The organism is Acinetobacter sp. YH12094, assembly GCF_013419295.1.
GTDB classification, from domain to species: domain Bacteria; phylum Pseudomonadota; class Gammaproteobacteria; order Pseudomonadales; family Moraxellaceae; genus Acinetobacter; species Acinetobacter amyesii.
The window spans coordinates 1-17,584 of record NZ_VPAK01000036.1 but is presented as its reverse complement, the minus strand read 5'-3'; the positions used below and the strand labels follow the sequence as shown (position 1 = coordinate 17,584).

At 44.0% G+C, this 17,584-nt stretch carries 16 protein-coding genes and 1 pseudogene; 4 read left to right on the top strand and 13 right to left on the bottom strand.

Going from position 1 to position 17,584, the window contains the following annotated elements; genetic code table 11:
* On the top strand, positions 1-110 hold a 110-nt coding region (locus tag FTU34_RS16270), incomplete at its 5' end, for a zinc ribbon domain-containing protein (RefSeq protein ID WP_179994364.1).
* A gap of 35 nt (positions 111-145) precedes the next feature.
* The gene (locus FTU34_RS16265) at positions 146-340 is read left to right on the top strand and encodes a hypothetical protein (RefSeq protein WP_180005485.1); all 195 of its coding nucleotides are present in this window, start codon (positions 146-148) and stop codon (positions 338-340) included.
* An 18-nt stretch (positions 341-358) separates the two neighbouring features.
* Here FTU34_RS16265 and FTU34_RS16260 read toward each other — a convergent pair whose 3' ends face one another.
* The 12 genes from FTU34_RS16260 to FTU34_RS16205 all read right to left on the bottom strand — a co-directional run bounded on the left by FTU34_RS16260 (position 359) and on the right by FTU34_RS16205 (position 14,737).
* Entirely contained in the window at positions 359-760 is a 402-nt protein-coding gene (locus tag FTU34_RS16260) for a Na+/H+ antiporter subunit G (protein ID WP_168378199.1), read from the bottom strand.
* A gap of 12 nt (positions 761-772) precedes the next feature.
* Positions 773-1,048: a monovalent cation/H+ antiporter subunit F gene (locus FTU34_RS16255; protein ID WP_078189410.1), complete on the bottom strand. Its 276-nt coding sequence runs from the start codon at positions 1,046-1,048 to the stop codon at positions 773-775.
* A complete protein-coding gene (locus FTU34_RS16250) occupies positions 1,045-1,566 on the bottom strand; it encodes a Na+/H+ antiporter subunit E (protein WP_180005484.1) in 522 nt (173 codons plus the stop codon). The genes FTU34_RS16255 and FTU34_RS16250 overlap by 4 nt, the downstream gene beginning before the upstream one ends.
* Before the next feature lies 1 nt (position 1,567).
* The gene (locus tag FTU34_RS16245; RefSeq protein ID WP_180005483.1) at positions 1,568-3,376 is read right to left on the bottom strand and encodes a monovalent cation/H+ antiporter subunit D; all 1,809 of its coding nucleotides are present in this window, start codon (positions 3,374-3,376) and stop codon (positions 1,568-1,570) included.
* Positions 3,376-3,741 carry a Na+/H+ antiporter subunit C gene (locus tag FTU34_RS16240; RefSeq protein ID WP_078189407.1) on the bottom strand — a complete coding sequence of 122 codons (366 nt, stop codon included), beginning with the start codon at positions 3,739-3,741 and terminating at the stop codon, positions 3,376-3,378. Before FTU34_RS16240 ends, FTU34_RS16245 begins: the two co-directional genes overlap by 1 nt.
* Position 3,742: 1 nt before the next feature.
* Positions 3,743-6,583, bottom strand: a complete 2,841-nt coding sequence (locus FTU34_RS16235; protein WP_180005486.1) for a monovalent cation/H+ antiporter subunit A — start codon at positions 6,581-6,583, stop codon at positions 3,743-3,745.
* Between the two features lie 342 nt (positions 6,584-6,925).
* Positions 6,926-8,329, bottom strand: a complete 1,404-nt coding sequence (locus tag FTU34_RS16230) for an AAA family ATPase (protein ID WP_180036166.1) — start codon at positions 8,327-8,329, stop codon at positions 6,926-6,928.
* Positions 8,330-8,375: 46 nt separating this feature from the next.
* Positions 8,376-9,878 carry a UvrD-helicase domain-containing protein gene (locus tag FTU34_RS16225; RefSeq protein WP_180009538.1) on the bottom strand — a complete coding sequence of 501 codons (1,503 nt, stop codon included), beginning with the start codon at positions 9,876-9,878 and terminating at the stop codon, positions 8,376-8,378.
* A 9-nt stretch (positions 9,879-9,887) separates the two neighbouring features.
* Entirely contained in the window at positions 9,888-10,670 is a 783-nt protein-coding gene (gene hisIE / locus FTU34_RS16220; RefSeq protein ID WP_180009539.1) for a bifunctional phosphoribosyl-AMP cyclohydrolase/phosphoribosyl-ATP diphosphatase HisIE, read from the bottom strand.
* Positions 10,671-10,766: 96 nt separating this feature from the next.
* Entirely contained in the window at positions 10,767-12,068 is a 1,302-nt protein-coding gene (locus FTU34_RS16215) for an NAD(P)/FAD-dependent oxidoreductase (RefSeq protein WP_180009540.1), read from the bottom strand.
* A 102-nt stretch (positions 12,069-12,170) separates the two neighbouring features.
* A complete protein-coding gene (locus tag FTU34_RS16210; protein ID WP_180009541.1) occupies positions 12,171-13,058 on the bottom strand; it encodes an SDR family NAD(P)-dependent oxidoreductase in 888 nt (295 codons plus the stop codon).
* Positions 13,059-13,459: 401 nt separating this feature from the next.
* On the bottom strand, positions 13,460-14,737 hold the full coding sequence (locus FTU34_RS16205) for an O-acetylhomoserine aminocarboxypropyltransferase/cysteine synthase family protein (RefSeq protein WP_180009542.1): 1,278 nt from the start codon (positions 14,735-14,737) through the stop codon (positions 13,460-13,462).
* 319 nt (positions 14,738-15,056) lie between these two features.
* Between FTU34_RS16205 and ettA the strand changes: the two genes are divergently transcribed.
* Positions 15,057-16,718, top strand: a complete 1,662-nt coding sequence (gene ettA / locus FTU34_RS16200) for an energy-dependent translational throttle protein EttA (protein ID WP_078189398.1) — start codon at positions 15,057-15,059, stop codon at positions 16,716-16,718.
* 64 nt (positions 16,719-16,782) lie between these two features.
* On the opposite strand, the gene FTU34_RS16195 is transcribed toward ettA, so the two are convergent.
* Positions 16,783-17,193 carry an SEL1-like repeat protein gene (locus tag FTU34_RS16195; protein ID WP_180005476.1) on the bottom strand — a complete coding sequence of 137 codons (411 nt, stop codon included), beginning with the start codon at positions 17,191-17,193 and terminating at the stop codon, positions 16,783-16,785.
* A 283-nt stretch (positions 17,194-17,476) separates the two neighbouring features.
* On the opposite strand from FTU34_RS16195, the pseudogene FTU34_RS16190 reads away from it, so the two are divergent.
* Positions 17,477-17,584: pseudogene (locus tag FTU34_RS16190) on the top strand (RNA-guided endonuclease TnpB family protein); the annotation flags it as partial.

Genomic DNA, 17,584 nt, shown 5'->3' with positions numbered 1-17,584 from the left:
AATGGGAGTGCATGAGCTGTGGTACAGCTCATGATCGAGATATAAACTCAGCTCTAAACATTCTTGCGCTTGGGCATAAGCGTCTAGCTGTAGGAATCACCCTCTTTTAAGGGGGTGAGGATGTCAAGAATTGGCGAATCTTGAGATGAGTCAATATCAGCCTAAATGGTCTGATCATTTTCAAAGTAGTTATGAAACAAATATGCTGATTGATTTAGCTGAAAAATATGGTTTAAAAACGACGCCATATAACCAAAAGCGTTTGCAATATATGGCTCAAAGTAGCGTATTTGAAAAAATGTGGATGCGAATCAAAGAATTTTTTAGCTCGAAGACATAAACAAAACTGGATCTGGAATTAATCCAGATCTTCCGGTTTTGAATGGACTTTAGAGTGAAAGGCACGGCGCCGAGTTCGTTGCCAAGGAAGAGGGCGATTGAGCGCTTCTGGTGCATCACCACTCATCGAGCGCAGTCGTAAATGTAATGCCGCTTGCGCCATAAGGTTTGCAGAAACCGGTGCTGTAATAAAGGCAAAGAGCGTGATCAAGATCTCTGCAAAACCAAAACGGCCTTGAAATGCCGCATAAATAATTGCAGCTATTAGAAAACTTCCTAAGCCTAAGGTGCTCGATTTGGTCGGTGCGTGCAGACGCATAAATAAGTCGGGTAGGCGAACCATGCCAATACCGCCGACCAACATGAAAAAAGCGCCAATAACCAAAAAAATCGAGACCAAAATTTCCATGACTAATTGCATATTAATGGACTCCTAGTCGATCACGTGGCCAGTGGTGAAATAGCGTGCTAAAGCGGCTGTAGACACAAACCCAAGCATGGCAACCAATAATGCCCCCTCAAACATCGATGTACTTGCCCAATAAATACCTAAAATGACAATTAAACAGGTGGCATTTAAAAATAAGGTATCTAAAGCAAGTAGTCGGTCTACGATTGAGGGTCCCATCACTAAGCGGATGAGGCACAGTAACATCGAGATCGTCACCGCAACTAAACAGATGCCAAGCGCATACGGTAAAATTGTCATGTGGATTCTCCTGTATCAGCGCCAAAAATGAGGATGAGAGGGTGTTCATAGCGCTCTTTAATGGTTTGAATTTCCGCTTCAGGGTCATCCGTGCTCAGCGCATGGACCAAAATATCACCACGGTCTTGGTCAATCCCAGCAGACACTGTACCGGGTGTGGTGGTGATGATCATCGCAAGTAAAGAATTGACTTCCTCATGCTGTGTATCGAGAGGAACACGGAACCATTTCGGGTGCAGTTTATGTGTTGGCCCAAGGACTAATTTTGCAACATGGATATTACTGACAATAATATCCCACAGCACCACAAAGAATAATTTACATGCTGCCAGCCAGTTGATATTCGGCGTTCGGTCAATAAAAGGGCGAACCAATCGTGGAATAACAATGGCTAAAACCAAGGCCATGCAGAGTGTGGCCGCATCTAGACTGTGCGCTAACATCACCCAGCTCAGACCAACCATGACTGATACCAATGGATGCGGAAACCAGCGATTTAATACAGATGTTTTCGCCATGTTAAGGTGCCTCCATCGGTTTTAGTTGGGTCTCTTCAGGTAGTTTTTCTTCTTGTTGCTGTCCTTGAATTTGGCGTTGCTTATACTCAGAAATATGCTCGCCATGTAGAGTTTCAGGTGCAATCAATGCAGGAATGAGGTGTGCATTTGGATCGGCTGATTCACCACCATATTTAGTTTCAGGTAAATTTTCAGGATCATAAGGTTGAACACTGATGATTTGACCTTTTTCATCCTTTTTTAGCAGCAATGATTCATATAATGGATTGTTTTGAATTTGCTGCGCAGTTTTGTAGGTATAGTCATAGATCGGTGCAGCAAAAACCATATATCCCACAAGCGCTGTTAACAGCAGATAAATGGTTTTGTCATTACGAAGCGGTGCCTTATTCGGCAAAGCCTGATAACGCTGATATTCTTCAGTATCAATATCATCTTCTGGGCGAGATGAACGCCAGAAAAGCACAAAACCAACTCGAGTGAATGCGATAATACTGAGTAAACTCACCAACAATACGATCAAAATAATCATAATTTGGTAAGGTGAATTGGCCGTTGCTTGCAAGAGAAATACTTTACCCAAAAATCCACTAAATGGCGGTAGACCAGCCATCATCAACGCAATGATGAAATAGCAAACAGCAACGGTATTATGCTGTTTCATACGGGGCGCAATTTTAAAATGATCTTTAAATTCGCCACGTTGTGAGGTAATCCAACCCGAGAGAATATAAAAAGCTGCACCAATGATGGTACTGTGAATCAGGTAATAAAGCCCCGCAGCCCATGCATCAGTATTAAAGAGTGAAATCGCAACCAATATTGTCCCGATAGAAGACAAAATCATAAAACCGACAAAACGACGTAAGCGATCCGTTCCGATAGCACTATAGGCACCATAGAGCGAGGTTACTAAGCCAATCGGTAACAACCACTGTTGTAAGATTTCACGGCTAATCCCATCGTCAAACACAGTACCATTGACACGGAGAATGGCATAGATGCCGACCTTGGTCATTATAGTGAATAAGGCTGCCACAGGCGTGGTTGCCACAGCATAGGTCTTTGGTAACCAGAACCCTACAGGCAGCATTGCAGCTTTGATGCCAAAGACAGTGAACAGTAACAATGCACCAGCCACAGCAATACGATGTTGATCCGCTTCAAGCAAAGGCATAAGTCGTGCAACATCAGCCATATTTAAGCTACCTACACTGCCGTAAATCATCCCGAGTCCAATCAGGAAGAGGGCAGAGGCAAATAGGTTAATGGTGACGTAATGAATACCAAGCTGAAAACGTGCTTTGCCTTGACCATGTAAGAGCAAAACATATGATGCCATCAACAGGATTTCAAAGAACACAAACAGGTTAAATAAATCGCCTGTCAGGAACGCACCACACAAACCCATCAGTAAGAAATGGCACATGGCATGGAAATAACGACCACGCTCGTCCCATTCTTTGCTGGCAAACCACATCACTGGCACAGCAAGTCCATAGGTCAGCACCAACATGAAAGCTGAGAGTCGATCTAGGACTAAGACGATGCCGAATGGTGCGGCCCATTCACTCAGGTTATAAACCAAAACTTGACCAGAGCTGGCGATCATCAAATAACTGATAGATGTGATCAGCCCGAGAATGCCTGAAACATAACTGATTCCACGACGCCAAGGTTGTCGCCAGTCATGCGCCAAAGAACCAGAGCCGGGGTTGCCCAGCAGGACTAAAATAAATGCAGTAATTGCAGGAATTAAAATACTGGAAATCGGGCTATGCGTAGTCCAAAATTGGATGAAGTCATGCATTATGGCTCATCCTCCCGCGGGTCAATTTGCGGTATTTCTTCTTTGGAGTCCACATGATCTGTTCCGGTTTCATAGCGGCTACGCAGAGCCAATTGTACGATAAAGGCTGTGGTCGCAAAGCCAATCACAATGGCGGTCAAGACCAAGGCTTGCGGTAAAGGGTCGGTCGCTTTGGTGGTTTCAGTTAACACAGCCGGTGCGTTGACATGAATACGTCCCATGACAAATAAAAATAAGTTCACAGCATAGCCAATCATGGCTAAACCCAGCACGACAGGAAAGGTACGTGCCCGCAAAATCAGGTAGACCCCTGTTGCGGTCAGTAAGCCAATGGCTGAAGCGAGTAAAAATTCTAAACTAATCATCTTATTCGCCTCTTGGAACTGGACCAGACATACTCGAGTGACGCGAGTCGCCTAAGACGGAAATCATTAACATCGTCGCGCCCACCACGGTGATGTAAACACCTGTGTCGAAGAGGGCAGCGGAGGCAAGGTGCATTTCGCCTAAAATTGGAGGTGAGACATAGATATGGGCACTGGTCAGGAATGGGCGGCCCCATAGCCAAGCAGCGATCCCTGTCAGACCTGCAATGGTTAAACCAATACCAATCCACACTTCATATAAGCGACCTGATTTTGCACCAATCAATTGTTCGGCACGGTCTTGACCAAGCGCAATATATTGAATCACTAAGGCCAAAGAGGTAATTAAACCTGCAATAAAGCCACCGCCTGGTAAGTTGTGACCCCGTAGGAAAATATACAGACTGACCACCAAGGCCAAAGGCAAAATCCAAGATGAGGTAATACGGAACATCAGTGGCGACGGATTAAAACGATAGGTTAGACCTTGCGTAATGGTGGTGCCATGAGCACGCATACCATCCATCATGCACAGCGTACCAATTGCGGCAATTCCCAGTACGGTAATTTCACCAAAGGTATCGAAACCACGGAAATCCACCAAGATCACGTTGACCACATTGGTACCACCGCCAAGTGGGATAGACTGCTGCATGAAGAACCATGAAATGGAATTGTGATCACGGGTCATGATCAACCATGAAATCCATGCAATCCCTAGACCTGCAATAATCGCAATCAATGCATCTCGCCAACGACGTGACACGCTCGACTCATAAGGGGTGAGCTGTGGTAATAACGATAAGCTCATGAGTAAGAGCACGGTGGTCACCACGTCAACAGTAATCTGTGTCAACGCTAAATCGGGAGCGGAGAAACAGATAAACACCATGGTCACAACTAGACCGACTGCACCACTGATGAGGACGGCTTTAATCCGTTCATGGTGGAACCAAAGCATCATCCAACATGCAGAGAATAATAATAGCCATAGAACGATCGCGATGACCGGTGCATGTACCAGTTCACGGCTGCCTGTGCCGATGCCTTGCAGCCAAAATGGAACGGTGACGATGGCCACACTAAAGATCAAAATCCATAATAAATAGCTTTGTAATTTGCCATTTTCAGTAAAGCGACGGAACTTTCTTGAGCTGAGTAATAGATGCTTTAAAAATAAGTCGAACAGCACTTTACCTTGTAATCGACCCAAAAGTGGATCTAAGTCGATCCGGCGTAATTTGCCGCCCTTCGCCAATGCGAAATAGAAAACTAAACCACCCAAGAGTGCAATCACGCTCATCAAAAGGGGGGCATTTAAGCCATGCCAAATCGCTAAATGTGTACCTTCAAACGCAGTATTTTGAATACTCGCACGCGCGGTACTATTGACAATATGCTCAACCAATAATGCAGGGAAGAGTCCAACTAAAATACATAAAGCAGCCAGTAAGGTTGCCGGTGCGCGCATGCCAAACGGTGGTTCATGTGCTTCTTTATTAGGAACATCTTTCCCTAATGGACCATCAAAAAACACCCCATGAACCAAACGCACCGAATACGCGACAGCAAAGATACCGGCAAAGGTGGCAATGATCGCTGACACGATCATCACTGGCCCAGTCAGGTTGGCTAAAAGTTCAGTAAAGAACATCTCTTTAGAAAGGAAACCATTGGTTAATGGGACACCTGCCATAGAGGCTGCAGTGATCATGGTCAGCGTTGCGGTAAACGGAAGTAATTGCCATAAACCAGAGAGTTTTCGTAAATCACGTGTACCTGATTCGTGGTCAATAATCCCCGCGATCATAAATAGGGCTGCTTTGAAGGTTGCATGGTTAATGATATGGAAAATGGCAGCTGCAACTGCGAGGGGAGAGCCGATCCCAAGTAAACAAACGATCAGACCTAAATGGCTGATGGTGGAATAGGCCAAAAGTCCTTTTAAATCTTCTTTGAAAATGGCAAAGAAGGCCGCCATACATAAGGTAAATAAGCCAATAAAGGTGACCAAGTTGTGATACAACGCCGCGCCTGCAAAGATCGGCAATAAGCGCGCAAGCAGGAAAATTCCGGCTTTCACCATCGTGGCAGAGTGTAGATAAGCCGAGACGGGGGTCGGTGCCGCCATGGCATTTGGCAACCAAAAATGGAAAGGGAACTGCGCACTTTTGGTAAATGCCCCCATTAAAATTAATAGCAGTGTGGGCACAAAAAGCGGATGCTGCTGAATTTGGCTACTCATCGTCAAGATTTGGTCAATTTGATAGGTGCCCGTGATTTGCGCCAACAGAACAAAACCACCCAACATACATAGACCACCCATGCCTGTAATGGTCAAAGCCATTCGAGAGCCACGCTGAGCTGCGTCGTAATTGCTCCAATAACCGACCAAAAGGAATGATGAAATACTGGTGAGTTCCCAGAAAATGAGTAATAAAATTAAATTATTAGACAATGAAATGCCGAGCATGGCAGCCATGAACAGCATCAATAAAACATACAGTTTACTGAGCGAGTTCTTTGGACTTAAATAATAGTAGGCATAGATATAAATTAAGGTGCCGATCCCGGTAATGAGCAGGGAAAACAATAAGCCCAGTGCATCGAGACGGAAACTGAAATCTATGCCAACTTGAGTGAGCCACGGCCAAGTTTGAATGATGGTTTTGCCATTAAAGACATCTTGAGCCTGACTCAATAATAAAACTAAACTGCTGAGGCTGACGCCAATCGCCCCTAAAGCTGTTACCCCGCGAGAGAATTGCTTCAACCACGAGACAAGTGTTGTGCCTAGTATTAACGGTAACAATATAATAATCGGTAGCACACTCGTATCCATTGTCATGATTAGGCGGTGAAACCTAGGTGTATTTCATCTTTCAAGGATTATAGGACAGCAAAGAGCAGTCCAAAAATTCAATCTTGAAAGCCATGTGTGTCAAAAAAATTAAAAACAAGCTGTGTTGCGCAACTCGTAAAGCGATAGCAATTTCCGATGTTACTATGAAAATTGCAAATAAAACCGATCATATTACATGCGTAAAACAACATCAATCTTTTTTATGAACCACTTACACATTATACGCCTGACGAAACTGTCTAGACATCTATTGCGGCCTTGTTGCTGAATATTTAAACATCGAGGCTATGGATTACGCTCACTTAATCAGCCTCAGTTTTTTTAACTTAGCGGTTGGATCGTAACGTCCTGATCACCCCGCTGTGATAAAGCCCTAACCAATTCTTGTTGCTGTTGCTCGGTCAGTTGCGTCTGGATTAATTGCAACATGTGCTGGATCGTATCTGGGCTGTTCAGTGGCTCATTTAATTCAGTCTCTTCAGTTTTGGCTGGAAGCGATACCTTTGATCCGAGTTGCAACTGCTGATAAATCTGATCATAAGTTTCTTGTAGTTTTTCAGGCTGAATCTCACTGAGCTTTTTATTCTGTAGTTGTAAGCACTGAAAACGAGAAGCCTGTTCCAGCAGTTCAGGACGGTTGCCGCTGGCAATGATTTGGAGTCGTGGAAACGCTTGATTTAAACGGGTCAAAATCACTTGAGTCATGTTTTGATCGAGTTGGTGGTCTATGGCGTCGATCAATAAAATACCGTCACCTTCTTGGCACGGATATAAGCTATGAGGATTGAGCAGGCACAGGCGACGCACAATATCACCAATTAAGGCCACAAGGTTGCGCACACTATTCGACAACTGTTGAAACAACATGTCTTTGCCTTGATAGCAGACCATTAACTGTAATTTGGGGTGATATTGCAGATAAATATTGGTCACCTCGGGCAACACGGTCTCTAAGGCTTGTTTTAATGATCTGAGTGACGGCGCGTGTAGATCGGCCTGAGCTTGCGCTAGTTTTTGTCCAAAATGTGGCGTATCAGATGTGTTGGATGTCTCAGCTTGGGTTTTAGGATGTAATAAATTTTGAATTAATTCGGCACTTTGCGCATTTTCGATGTCGGATATTTCTCGGAACCACTCAAAAAAACGAATAAACGTAGTAAAGGGAATGGCCGAGATTTCATAAGCATGCAAAGGCTGAAAAATAGCAGGATTATTTTTATTGAGAATATTTACATCGTTGACGAAGCGTTCAGCAGGGTAATAGGCAATGAGTGGCAACCCTTGTAACGGATCAGCTTTGAGGGCTTTTTGATACAGCGCAACCATCGATTCTAATTGCTGTGTTTCGGCCTTACTGAGGCCGACGCCTTGACTGTTTAAGGTTTTATACAATTGCCATGAACAACATTGCGGGTCTTGGTCTTGCTGATCACTTGAAAGCTGAAATGCCCCAATGTCTTCGGGAAAACTGACCTGAATATCAAGTTTCGACTGTAAGCGATTTAACATGATGTCTTGATCGAGCATCACCACGCCTGCGGTACGCAAATCTTTATAGCGTGCAGCAAACCAAGTGAGGGCCTGGTAGCTAAAGCGCAGTAGGGAGGTTTTTCCGGAGCTTTGATCACCCAAAATTAAGGTAATCGACAGATCGTGGTAATTAAAATTGAGGGTGATATCAGTAAAATGAAGGGTGTGCTTGAGTTGAATCGATTGTATTTTCATGGTGCACCTTTTACTGATTTATTGTTTATTCACCTTTTTCATCATACTAGCTGACCGCTTGCGCCAAAGATTTGGGCATTTGACGTTTTAAGTGCTGCATCAAGTCATAAATATGATGGATATTTAAACTTACTTTAGCACGTGTGCAGGCCACGTAAAGTAACCGTAACTCTTCGTCACTAATTTTATAATCTTTATCGTTGAGCTTAAATTGGTAGTCATCTTCAATATGTACCCGATCCCATTCTAAACCTTTGGCTTTATGGGCGGTCGAGATGATGTAGTCGGCTTGATCAATCGGGGTGATTTTCGCCAGTGCCTTTTTCAGTGGGTCAGTACCGTGGTCATCGACCAACTTCACTAGCGGTTTAATATCGCTGCCGTCATTGGTCTCGCAATATTCATGTACATCATGCCATGAGTTAAACCATGCAAGCTCTGGGACATCGACCACGCGTTTACCTTGCTTGAGCATGGCTGCAGCATCGACAAAACGATTGAGTCGTGCATGATCTGCTTGCAGGCTGACTTTTTCACCTTTGACCAAACCTGCCAATAACAGTTCCATCGCACGTGCATTGGTACGACATAAAATGGCATCGCGCATCTTGGTATGCGGTTTATTGACCACTTTAGAGTTGAGCTGCGGATTACCCAATAACGGCACGGTTTCATTCAATGCGCCCAGCAGAGCATTGGCGTTCAAGGCAATTTCTTCACCAAAACGGAACGACGTGGTTAAACGTGATTCGGGTAAAGGGAGTTGCTGCATGGCATTGACTGCGCCACGCCATGCATAAATTTGTTGATGCGCATCGCCCACATAGATGACTTGGGTATTCCGCTGTTTCAGTAAAATCCCCAGCATTAGTGGGTCAGCATCTTGAGCTTCATCGAACAGCACATAATCCGCAGGAATATTCGGTTCAGACAAAGCCCAAAGTTTTAAATAAATATCGTGTCCAATCCCTGCTGCATGGTTCGGATCAATCGATTCTAACCAACGACGTTCAATCGCAGGATATAAGTGCTTTTGTAAGCTTTCGATATCGTCTGGATGCAACCAACTCGGTGCTTGTAGATGTCGTGGGGCAGGGTACTGTGAACTGGTCGAACAGAAATAACTAACAGCATTTGCCACCAGACTCGCCAAACGCGAAGGCATGAGTACATATTTTTCATAACGACCGCCCATCATACGACGTAGGGTGATCGGTTCTAGTCGATATTCTTTGGCAATAAAACTGGGACTTAAACGTGGTAGACGCAGTTTATCAGTCACTCCACGTGGAACACTACGATAAGCCAATGAGTGGAAGGTTCGACAGTCGACATTTTGATGAAAACGATTCTGTGCTTCGGTGGCAATGGCTTTGTTAAAGGCCAAGTACATGCCACGCCGCTGAGGCATGGCATCACTGATCATTTGGAGTGTGGTGGTTTTACCTGTGCCAGCATAGGCGATCACTTTAAATGATTTGCCTAGACGTGCGTTATCTATGGCAGTAGCCTGCTCATAGGTCGCGGTCGGTTTTTTAAGCTCTGGCACGGTTGCGTCTTAGTGCTGACGGTTGGCTTTTTCAACCAAACCGGAAAGGCCTTGACGACGAGCGAGTTCGTTAAGTACCAATTGAGGATCAATATCGAAATAACCTAGCATTACAATGGTATGGAACCAAAGGTCTGCCACTTCGTAAATCAGATCGTTTTTGTTGTCTTCATTGGCTTCGATTTTAAAATCTTTAGCGGCAATGATGGTTTCAACACTTTCTTCACCGATTTTTTCTAAAATTTTATTCAGACCTTTATGGTAAAGCTTTGCCACATAAGAGGATTCAGGGTCGGCTTGTTTGCGTTCAGCCATCATTTTACCTAAGTAGTCGAGTACTTCGACTTGCTCAGATTGTACATTGGACGCATTCATCGCAAGGGTATGTGGATTTGCTGATTTTGCACCATAAATTGCAGCCGGATCTTTCAATTGCGCATCGACAACTTCCCAGCCATTGGCAGTAAGTTTGCGATAGAAACACGACTCACGACCGGTATGGCAGGCAATGCCGCCATGTTGTTCAATTTGTAGCACAATCACGTCAGCATCACAGTCCAAACGGATTTCATGCACGGTTTGGAAATGGCCAGATTCTTCACCTTTATGCCATAACTTATTGCGTGAACGTGAAAAGTACACCGCTTGATTTTTTTCTGCAGTTTGCGCCAACGCTTCACGGTTCATCCATGCCACCATCAATACGCGTCCGCTTTGATGATGCTGTGCAATAGCAGGCACTAAGCCTTGTTCGTTAAATTTTACTTCATCGAGCCATTGCAGGTTGTTCATGAGGATTTCACCAATTCAAAAATCAAAAAATAAATGCCGCAGCATTTGAGCAGCATCATAGTGTAAGCCATCAAGAGAATGATGGGGAGTTAATTCTTAATCAAATTTTAAATTGCGCAGTTCAGCCGCAGAATCATCTGCAGACTTGCGGGCTATGTCGGCATAATTCATTTGCCCACATGCACCTGTTTTTAAGCCAGAAATCGTGATGGCCATTTCTTTGCGGAAAAACGGCAGCTGATACATGGCACGAAATGAAATATCACGCAGCGGCGCTGTCCAGCGATGATGTGATTGATAAAACGGTGTCAGCAGGCGGCTAAAAAATTGGTAAAACCGCACGGACGGCAACCGCAGTTGATGATACTGCTGCCAGAGGTTTTGCAGTGAGAAATCCTGTTGATATTGAAGCAGGGCTTGACTGGTGGCCCATGCGTCGAGCAGCGCCATATTGGCGCCTTGTCCAAGCTGCGGACTCATGGCATGAGCAGCATCTCCTAAGATACCGATACGACCTTCACCAAGTTTGCTCAGCACCACATCACGATAGTTGGCAGACAGCCATTGCTGCGGATCATCTGGATGTGGAATCACATGCGCTAACCATTCTGCAACACTCAGCCAGCGTTTCGAAACTTCAAGCAACCATTGCTGCTGTGCGCTTTTGGTTTTTAAGAATCCTTCTAAATCTGCTGTAGGTAGACTCCAGAAAATGCTCGAAAGGCGCTGTTCAGGCTGCGTTGGAATTGCTCCCGTAGGCATTACACCCATCATGATGTTGGAGCGGTCATAGAACTGATGCAAGATCTGCGGATTCAGCACTTCGCATTCAGGCACGATGATCCACTTTGCACCCCAAGGGTAGGCTTGGTTGAGCTTTTCCCATGCTTTAGGGCGTAAATGGCTGCGTGCGCCATTGGCGATCAACACGAGATCAAATTGACGTTGAAAGGATTGATCTGCGGATTGTCCAATCACGTTTATACCGTCACTGGACTCTTGAAGTTCATGTACCTCATGCGCCATGCACCACTCAACGTGTTGAGGATATTCACGGACTTTGGATGCAAGGACATGACAGAGTGTGGCACGGTGAATGCCGAGTCCATATGAACGTTCATCGGCTTGTCGATAATGACTGTTTATCAGCAAGTCACCGCCAGCCAGTTGACCTTCCAAACCGGTTACCAAAGCGCCAAGGCTTAAGGCGTGTTCCAAAATGCCTAAATGTTCGAGAACTGCCAGTCCGGCAGGTTGTAATAATAATCCTGCACCCACAGGTTCAAGTTGTGAGACTTTTTCATATAAGCAGATCTGATGGCCTTGAGCAGCAAGCATTGCAGCAGCAGCTAATCCTGCCGTACCTGCACCGATGATGGCAATGTTTTGAGTTTTCATTGTTTTAAAAGTTGATTTTATCTCAGCCCAATGTATCAAAGATGCTGCATAAAACCCAATAAAAAAGCCCTCATAAGGGCTTTTTTAGGGGTGGATCAGGTCTTACCAGTGTTCACCAGGGAATAAGCGAGCATATGCTTTTTGTACCCAATTGAGTTTTTCTTGTTTACCAATAGACGCTGAAGAACTTGGGAACAGGTTATAACCAATCGACATGAGTTTGTTATTAATGTCAGGAGCAATGGAGTAAGTGATCGAAGCCAAACGGCCCAAATTGGTCGCCACTTTCTTTGGACGTTTCACGATGGCATAGGCAATCAGGTCAGTCGCTTGTTCTGGAGAAAGCGTTGGAACGTATTTATAAATTTTGGTTGGAGCGATCATTGGCGTGCGCACCAATGGCATGTAGACCGACGTGATGGCAATATTATGCGAGTGAACTTCAGCGCTCAGGCAACGGCTAAAAGCATCTAATGCGGCTTTAGACGCAACATAGGCAGAGAAGCGTGTTGCATTGGCCAATACACCAATCGAACTGATGTTGATGATATGACCTTCACGACGAATCATCATTTTCGGCAGTAAATTCATCACCAAACGTACCGCGCCAAAATAGTTCAACTGCATAGTACGTTCAAAATCATGGAAACGATCGGTTGATTCATGTACGGCACGACGAATAGAACGGCCAGCGTTATTAATTAAGATATCAATATGATCGACGGAAGCGAGGATTCGTTGTGCCACAGCATCAATGGAGTCCATATCATTGAGGTCACATGGGAAAACATCGGCTTTACCGCCAGTGGCTTCAATTTCAGCTTTTACGGCATCAAGAGTTTCTTTGGTACGTGCAACCAGTAGAACATGTGCGCCTGCGTTGGCAAGGCGATGCGCTGTGGTTAAACCGATACCACTTGATGCACCGGTGATTAAAATGGTCTTACCGTTGACACGGTCAACGAAACGTTTCTCAAGTCTTGAATTCACGATGAGGTTCCCTGTTAAATCAGTTTTATTGTATTCATTTATCGGCCCGACAACGCTATGTGCAGGGCTGTTTTAAGTCAGCGGTATGATAGCGTTTTATTCAAAAAAAGCCATATGATAAGTAATTGATAATAAAATAATATTTAGAGTTTTTACTCTAAATTAAAATCCCTATTTACTCAATTTTTAACACATAAATATGTGAAAGAGAAGTGCTTTTATCAACATCGTTGCAACCTAAAAAAGTCGATTTTCAAGATAAATAAAATTGTAAATAAATATAGAAGCAGGGCCATAGATACCCAAAGTTGGAAGGCGGATTATGTGGGAGTGGTTATTTAAATGAAATGGAAATAAAAACAGGTCTTAAAAATAAGACCTGTGGATTGTGCAATTATGCTTTAAACAGCAGCTAAGGCTTGTTCTAAGTCGGCAATCAAGTCATCTGCATGTTCAATCCCAATCGATAAACGAACCATATCAATGCTGACACCGGCTGCTTTGAGTTCATCTTCATTGAGCTGACGATGTGTCGTGGTCGCGGGATGGCAGGCTAAACTTTTGGCATCACCAATATTCACAAGGCGAGTAAACAACTGCAAGGCATCGATGAAACGTGTGCCACCTGCAAGGCCATCTTGGACCCCAAAGGAAAGAATCGCAGACGGTTTGCCTTTGACATATTTTTGCGCCAAAGCATGTTGTGGGTGGTCTTTTAGGCCAGCGTAGTTGACCCATTTAACTTTTGGGTGTGCTTGTAAATATTCAGCCACTTTTTGCGCATTTTCAGTATGACGTTCCATGCGCAGGCTTAAGGTTTCCAAACCTTGTAAGATCAAAAACACATTGTGCGGGCTGATCGCAGCGCCCGTATTACGCAGTGGTACTACACGCGCACGGGCAATGTAGGCTGCTTCACCTAAAGCTTCGACATAATTCACCCCGTGGTAGCTTGGATCAGGGGTGTTGAGTGATTTAAAACGTTCAGGGTATTTGCCCCAAGGAAACTTGCCGCTATCGACAATAATGCCGCCGATCGAATTACCATGACCGCCAATATATTTGGTCAATGAATGCACCACGATGTCGGCGCCAAATTCAAATGATTTTTGCAGGACAGGAGTGGCTACGGTATTGTCCACCACCACAGGTATGCCATATTCGTGCGCAATTTTTGAAATCGCTTCGAGGTCAATAATATTGCCCAATGGGTTACCAATAGATTCGACAAAGACCAACTTGGTCTTGTCATCGATGAGGCTGCGCAGCGCTTCAGGGTTTTGATAATTAAAGAAGCGAACTTCAATGCCTTGTTTCGGCAGGGTGTGGGCAAACAGATTATATGTGCCGCCATATAGGGTCGAAACTGAAGCGATATTGTCGCCTGCTTCAGCAATAGTTTGAATCGCGTATGTAATGGCAGCCATACCTGATGCCAACGCCAAAGCGCCTATACCGCCTTCGAGCGCTGCAACACGCTGTTCAAGTACCGCCGTGGTTGGATTCATAATGCGGGTATAAATATTACCTTGAACTTTTAAGTCAAATAAATCAGCGCCATGTTGCGTGTTATCAAAGGAATATGAGGTGGTTTGATAAATCGGCACCGCAACCGCTTTGGTGGTTGGCTCCGGTGTATACCCCGCGTGAATTGCTAAAGTTTCGTCTTTATAGGTCATGATTGCTTCATCTAAGTGAGTCGGTTTTTTAAACAGTCTATCAGTTATATATATGAATAAAAGTGCTTTATTTCTAAAATTAATATCATAATTATTCATATTGTTGAAAAATTTTCAGCTAAAGATGAGCGAAATCATGCTGAAAACCGCATGTTTAAATTTTGTTCGCTATTAAACTTGTAACAATGCATTGAAGGCGTGTGCGAAACCTTATTTTTTCACGACTTTATGCGTATAATAGCCGATTATTTTTTCGCTCAATTGAGCAGGGGCAACTTTGTGTTGTTCCGTATATGTTTTGACTATTGAGGAGTCCTAAGTGGCCCAATATATTTACACGATGAACCGTGTGTCGAAGATGGTTCCGCCTAAGCGCGAAATCCTGAAAGACATCTCTTTATCATTTTTCCCAGGCGCAAAAATTGGTGTGCTTGGTCTAAACGGTGCAGGTAAATCTACCTTGCTTCGTATTATGGCGGGCGTAGATAAAGATTTCTCAGGTGAAGCACGTGCTCAACCGGGTATCAAAATTGGTTACCTTGAACAAGAGCCGCCATTGGATGAAAGCAAAGACGTTCGTGGTAACGTTGAAGACGGTTTACGTGAACCGTTGGATGCTTTGGCGCGTCTTGATGAAGTGTTTGCAGAATATGCAGCAGAAGATGCTGACTTTGATGCACTTGCAAAAGAGCAAGAGAAGTTAGAAGCAATTATCCATTCATGGGATGCACATAACATTGTCAACCAAATGGATCAGGCTGCTGCTGCGTTGAACCTTCCAGCTTGGGATGCAGATGTATCTAAGTTGTCTGGTGGTGAGCGCCGTCGTGTTGCACTTTGCCGTTTGTTATTGTCTAAACCAGACATGCTACTTCTAGACGAACCGACGAACCATTTGGATGCTTCATCAGTATCTTGGTTAGAACGTTTCTTGAAAGACTTCCCAGGTACGATCGTTGCGATTACCCATGACCGTTACTTCTTGGATAATGTGGCAGAGTGGATTCTTGAGCTTGACCGTGGCATGGGTATTCCATACCAAGGCAACTATTCTTCTTGGTTAGAGCAGAAAAATGCTCGTTTAGAGCAAGAACAGAAGCAAGAAGAATCTTTTGCTAAAGCATTGAAAAAAGAGCTTGAATGGGTTCGTTCAAATGCTAAAGGTCAGCAAAAGAAAAACAAAGCGCGTATGGAGCGTTTTGAAGAGCTTAACTCACGCGAATTCCAACAGCGTAATGAAACGTCTGAAATCTACATTCCACCTGGTCCACGTCTAGGTAACAAGGTTGTAGAAGTTGAAGGCATCAGCAAGTCGTTTGGTGATCGTACGCTTTATAAAGACTTATCATTCGTTGTACCACCTTGTGCCATTGTGGGTATCGTGGGTGAGAACGGTGCGGGTAAAACCACATTGTTCCGTATGATGACAGGCGAGCAACAACCAGATACAGGTACTGTGGTACTGGGTGAATCGGTTAAAGTGGCTTATGTTGGTCAGATTCGTGACACCTTAGATGACAACAAAACTGTTTGGGAAGAAGTTTCTGGCGGTTTAGACATCTTGAAAATTGGTGAATACGAAATCGCATCTCGTGCGTATATCGGTCGCTTTAACTTCAAAGGTCAAGATCAGCAAAAACGTGTAGGTCAATTGTCAGGTGGTGAACGTAACCGTTTACAACTTGCAAAAATCTTGCAAATGGGTGCCAACGTTATCCTGCTAGATGAACCATCAAACGACTTGGATATCGAAACTTTACGTGCGCTTGAGGATGCAATTCTGGTATTCCCGGGTACAGTCATGGTGATCTCGCATGACCGTTGGTTCCTCGACCGTATTGCAACGCACATCTTGTCATTTGAAGGTGAAACCCCTGAATTCTTCACGGGTAACTACCATGAATTTGAAGAATACCGTCGTAAACGTGATGGTGATGACCTTGTTGCAAAGCGTCAAAAATACCGCAAAATTGGCAACTAAGTTCCAGTTTTAAAATAAAAAAACCAGCCTGCGGGCTGGTTTTTTATTACTTAGGATGCAATGACTATACGACAATGTCTTCATAGGCATGATGTAAGACGTAGTCTGCTTGTTCATGGCCTTGTGCAGCGGCTTTACTGAGCCAAAGCTGTGCAAGTTCATAATTGCGGTCTAAGCCGAGTTCTCCACGTAAATAACCGAGACCTAAGCGATATTGGGCATCTTTATGACCTTTTAATGCGGCACTTAAAAAATTCCACATGGCATTGCGATAGTCAGTAGGGGATTGGTCTGCTGAATCCATAGTATGGTGACTGAGAAAGTCTTGATGGTGTTGAGCCGCAAGAATTTCAAAATAAGTCCCTTGGGCGTAATCACCCTCGGCTTCTGGAACCGAAAGATGCATTCCTTGCAACTTTGGATTCATCTGTTGTGACAACAGTGCATAAATTTTTTTCAGAGCTTGTATCATCATTGTTAAACTCCTTGTTGCTAAGTATAACCACTTGATTAATAAAAAATATTAACAGTAGTCATTCGTGCGCTGCGATGAATGATTTAATTGTTTTAAACAGATCACACTTAAGATGAAAATTAGCATGCTTGTCATGATATGTGAATAGGTATTAAAAAAATATTTATCAAATGGAGCGTAAAACTCTGTCCTTCAGGTCAGAGATATAAGCGACACGACATGAAGTGTCGTTTGATTTAACTAAGGACTATTTTCCTTGAGTTCTGATTGTTAATATAAGTACATGAAAACCCTTAAATTACGTATAAAAGACAAACATCGCAAGGTGTTAGACCAACTAGCATCAGAAGTGAACTTCGTCTGGAATTATGTCAATGATTTAGGGTTTAGG

Coding starts and splice junctions, on each gene's coding strand:
- FTU34_RS16265 (WP_180005485.1), top strand. CDS start 146: ATGAGTCAATATCAGCCTAAATGGTCTGATCATTTTCAAAGTAGTTAT.
- FTU34_RS16260 (WP_168378199.1), bottom strand. CDS start 760: ATGCAATTAGTCATGGAAATTTTGGTCTCGATTTTTTTGGTTATTGGC.
- FTU34_RS16255 (WP_078189410.1), bottom strand. CDS start 1,048: ATGACAATTTTACCGTATGCGCTTGGCATCTGTTTAGTTGCGGTGACG.
- FTU34_RS16250 (WP_180005484.1), bottom strand. CDS start 1,566: ATGGCGAAAACATCTGTATTAAATCGCTGGTTTCCGCATCCATTGGTA.
- FTU34_RS16245 (WP_180005483.1), bottom strand. CDS start 3,376: ATGCATGACTTCATCCAATTTTGGACTACGCATAGCCCGATTTCCAGT.
- FTU34_RS16240 (WP_078189407.1), bottom strand. CDS start 3,741: ATGATTAGTTTAGAATTTTTACTCGCTTCAGCCATTGGCTTACTGACC.
- FTU34_RS16235 (WP_180005486.1), bottom strand. CDS start 6,583: ATGGATACGAGTGTGCTACCGATTATTATATTGTTACCGTTAATACTA.
- FTU34_RS16230 (WP_180036166.1), bottom strand. CDS start 8,329: ATGAAAATACAATCGATTCAACTCAAGCACACCCTTCATTTTACTGAT.
- hisIE (WP_180009539.1), bottom strand. CDS start 10,670: ATGAACAACCTGCAATGGCTCGATGAAGTAAAATTTAACGAACAAGGC.
- FTU34_RS16215 (WP_180009540.1), bottom strand. CDS start 12,068: ATGAAAACTCAAAACATTGCCATCATCGGTGCAGGTACGGCAGGATTA.
- FTU34_RS16205 (WP_180009542.1), bottom strand. CDS start 14,737: ATGACCTATAAAGACGAAACTTTAGCAATTCACGCGGGGTATACACCG.
- FTU34_RS16195 (WP_180005476.1), bottom strand. CDS start 17,193: ATGATGATACAAGCTCTGAAAAAAATTTATGCACTGTTGTCACAACAG.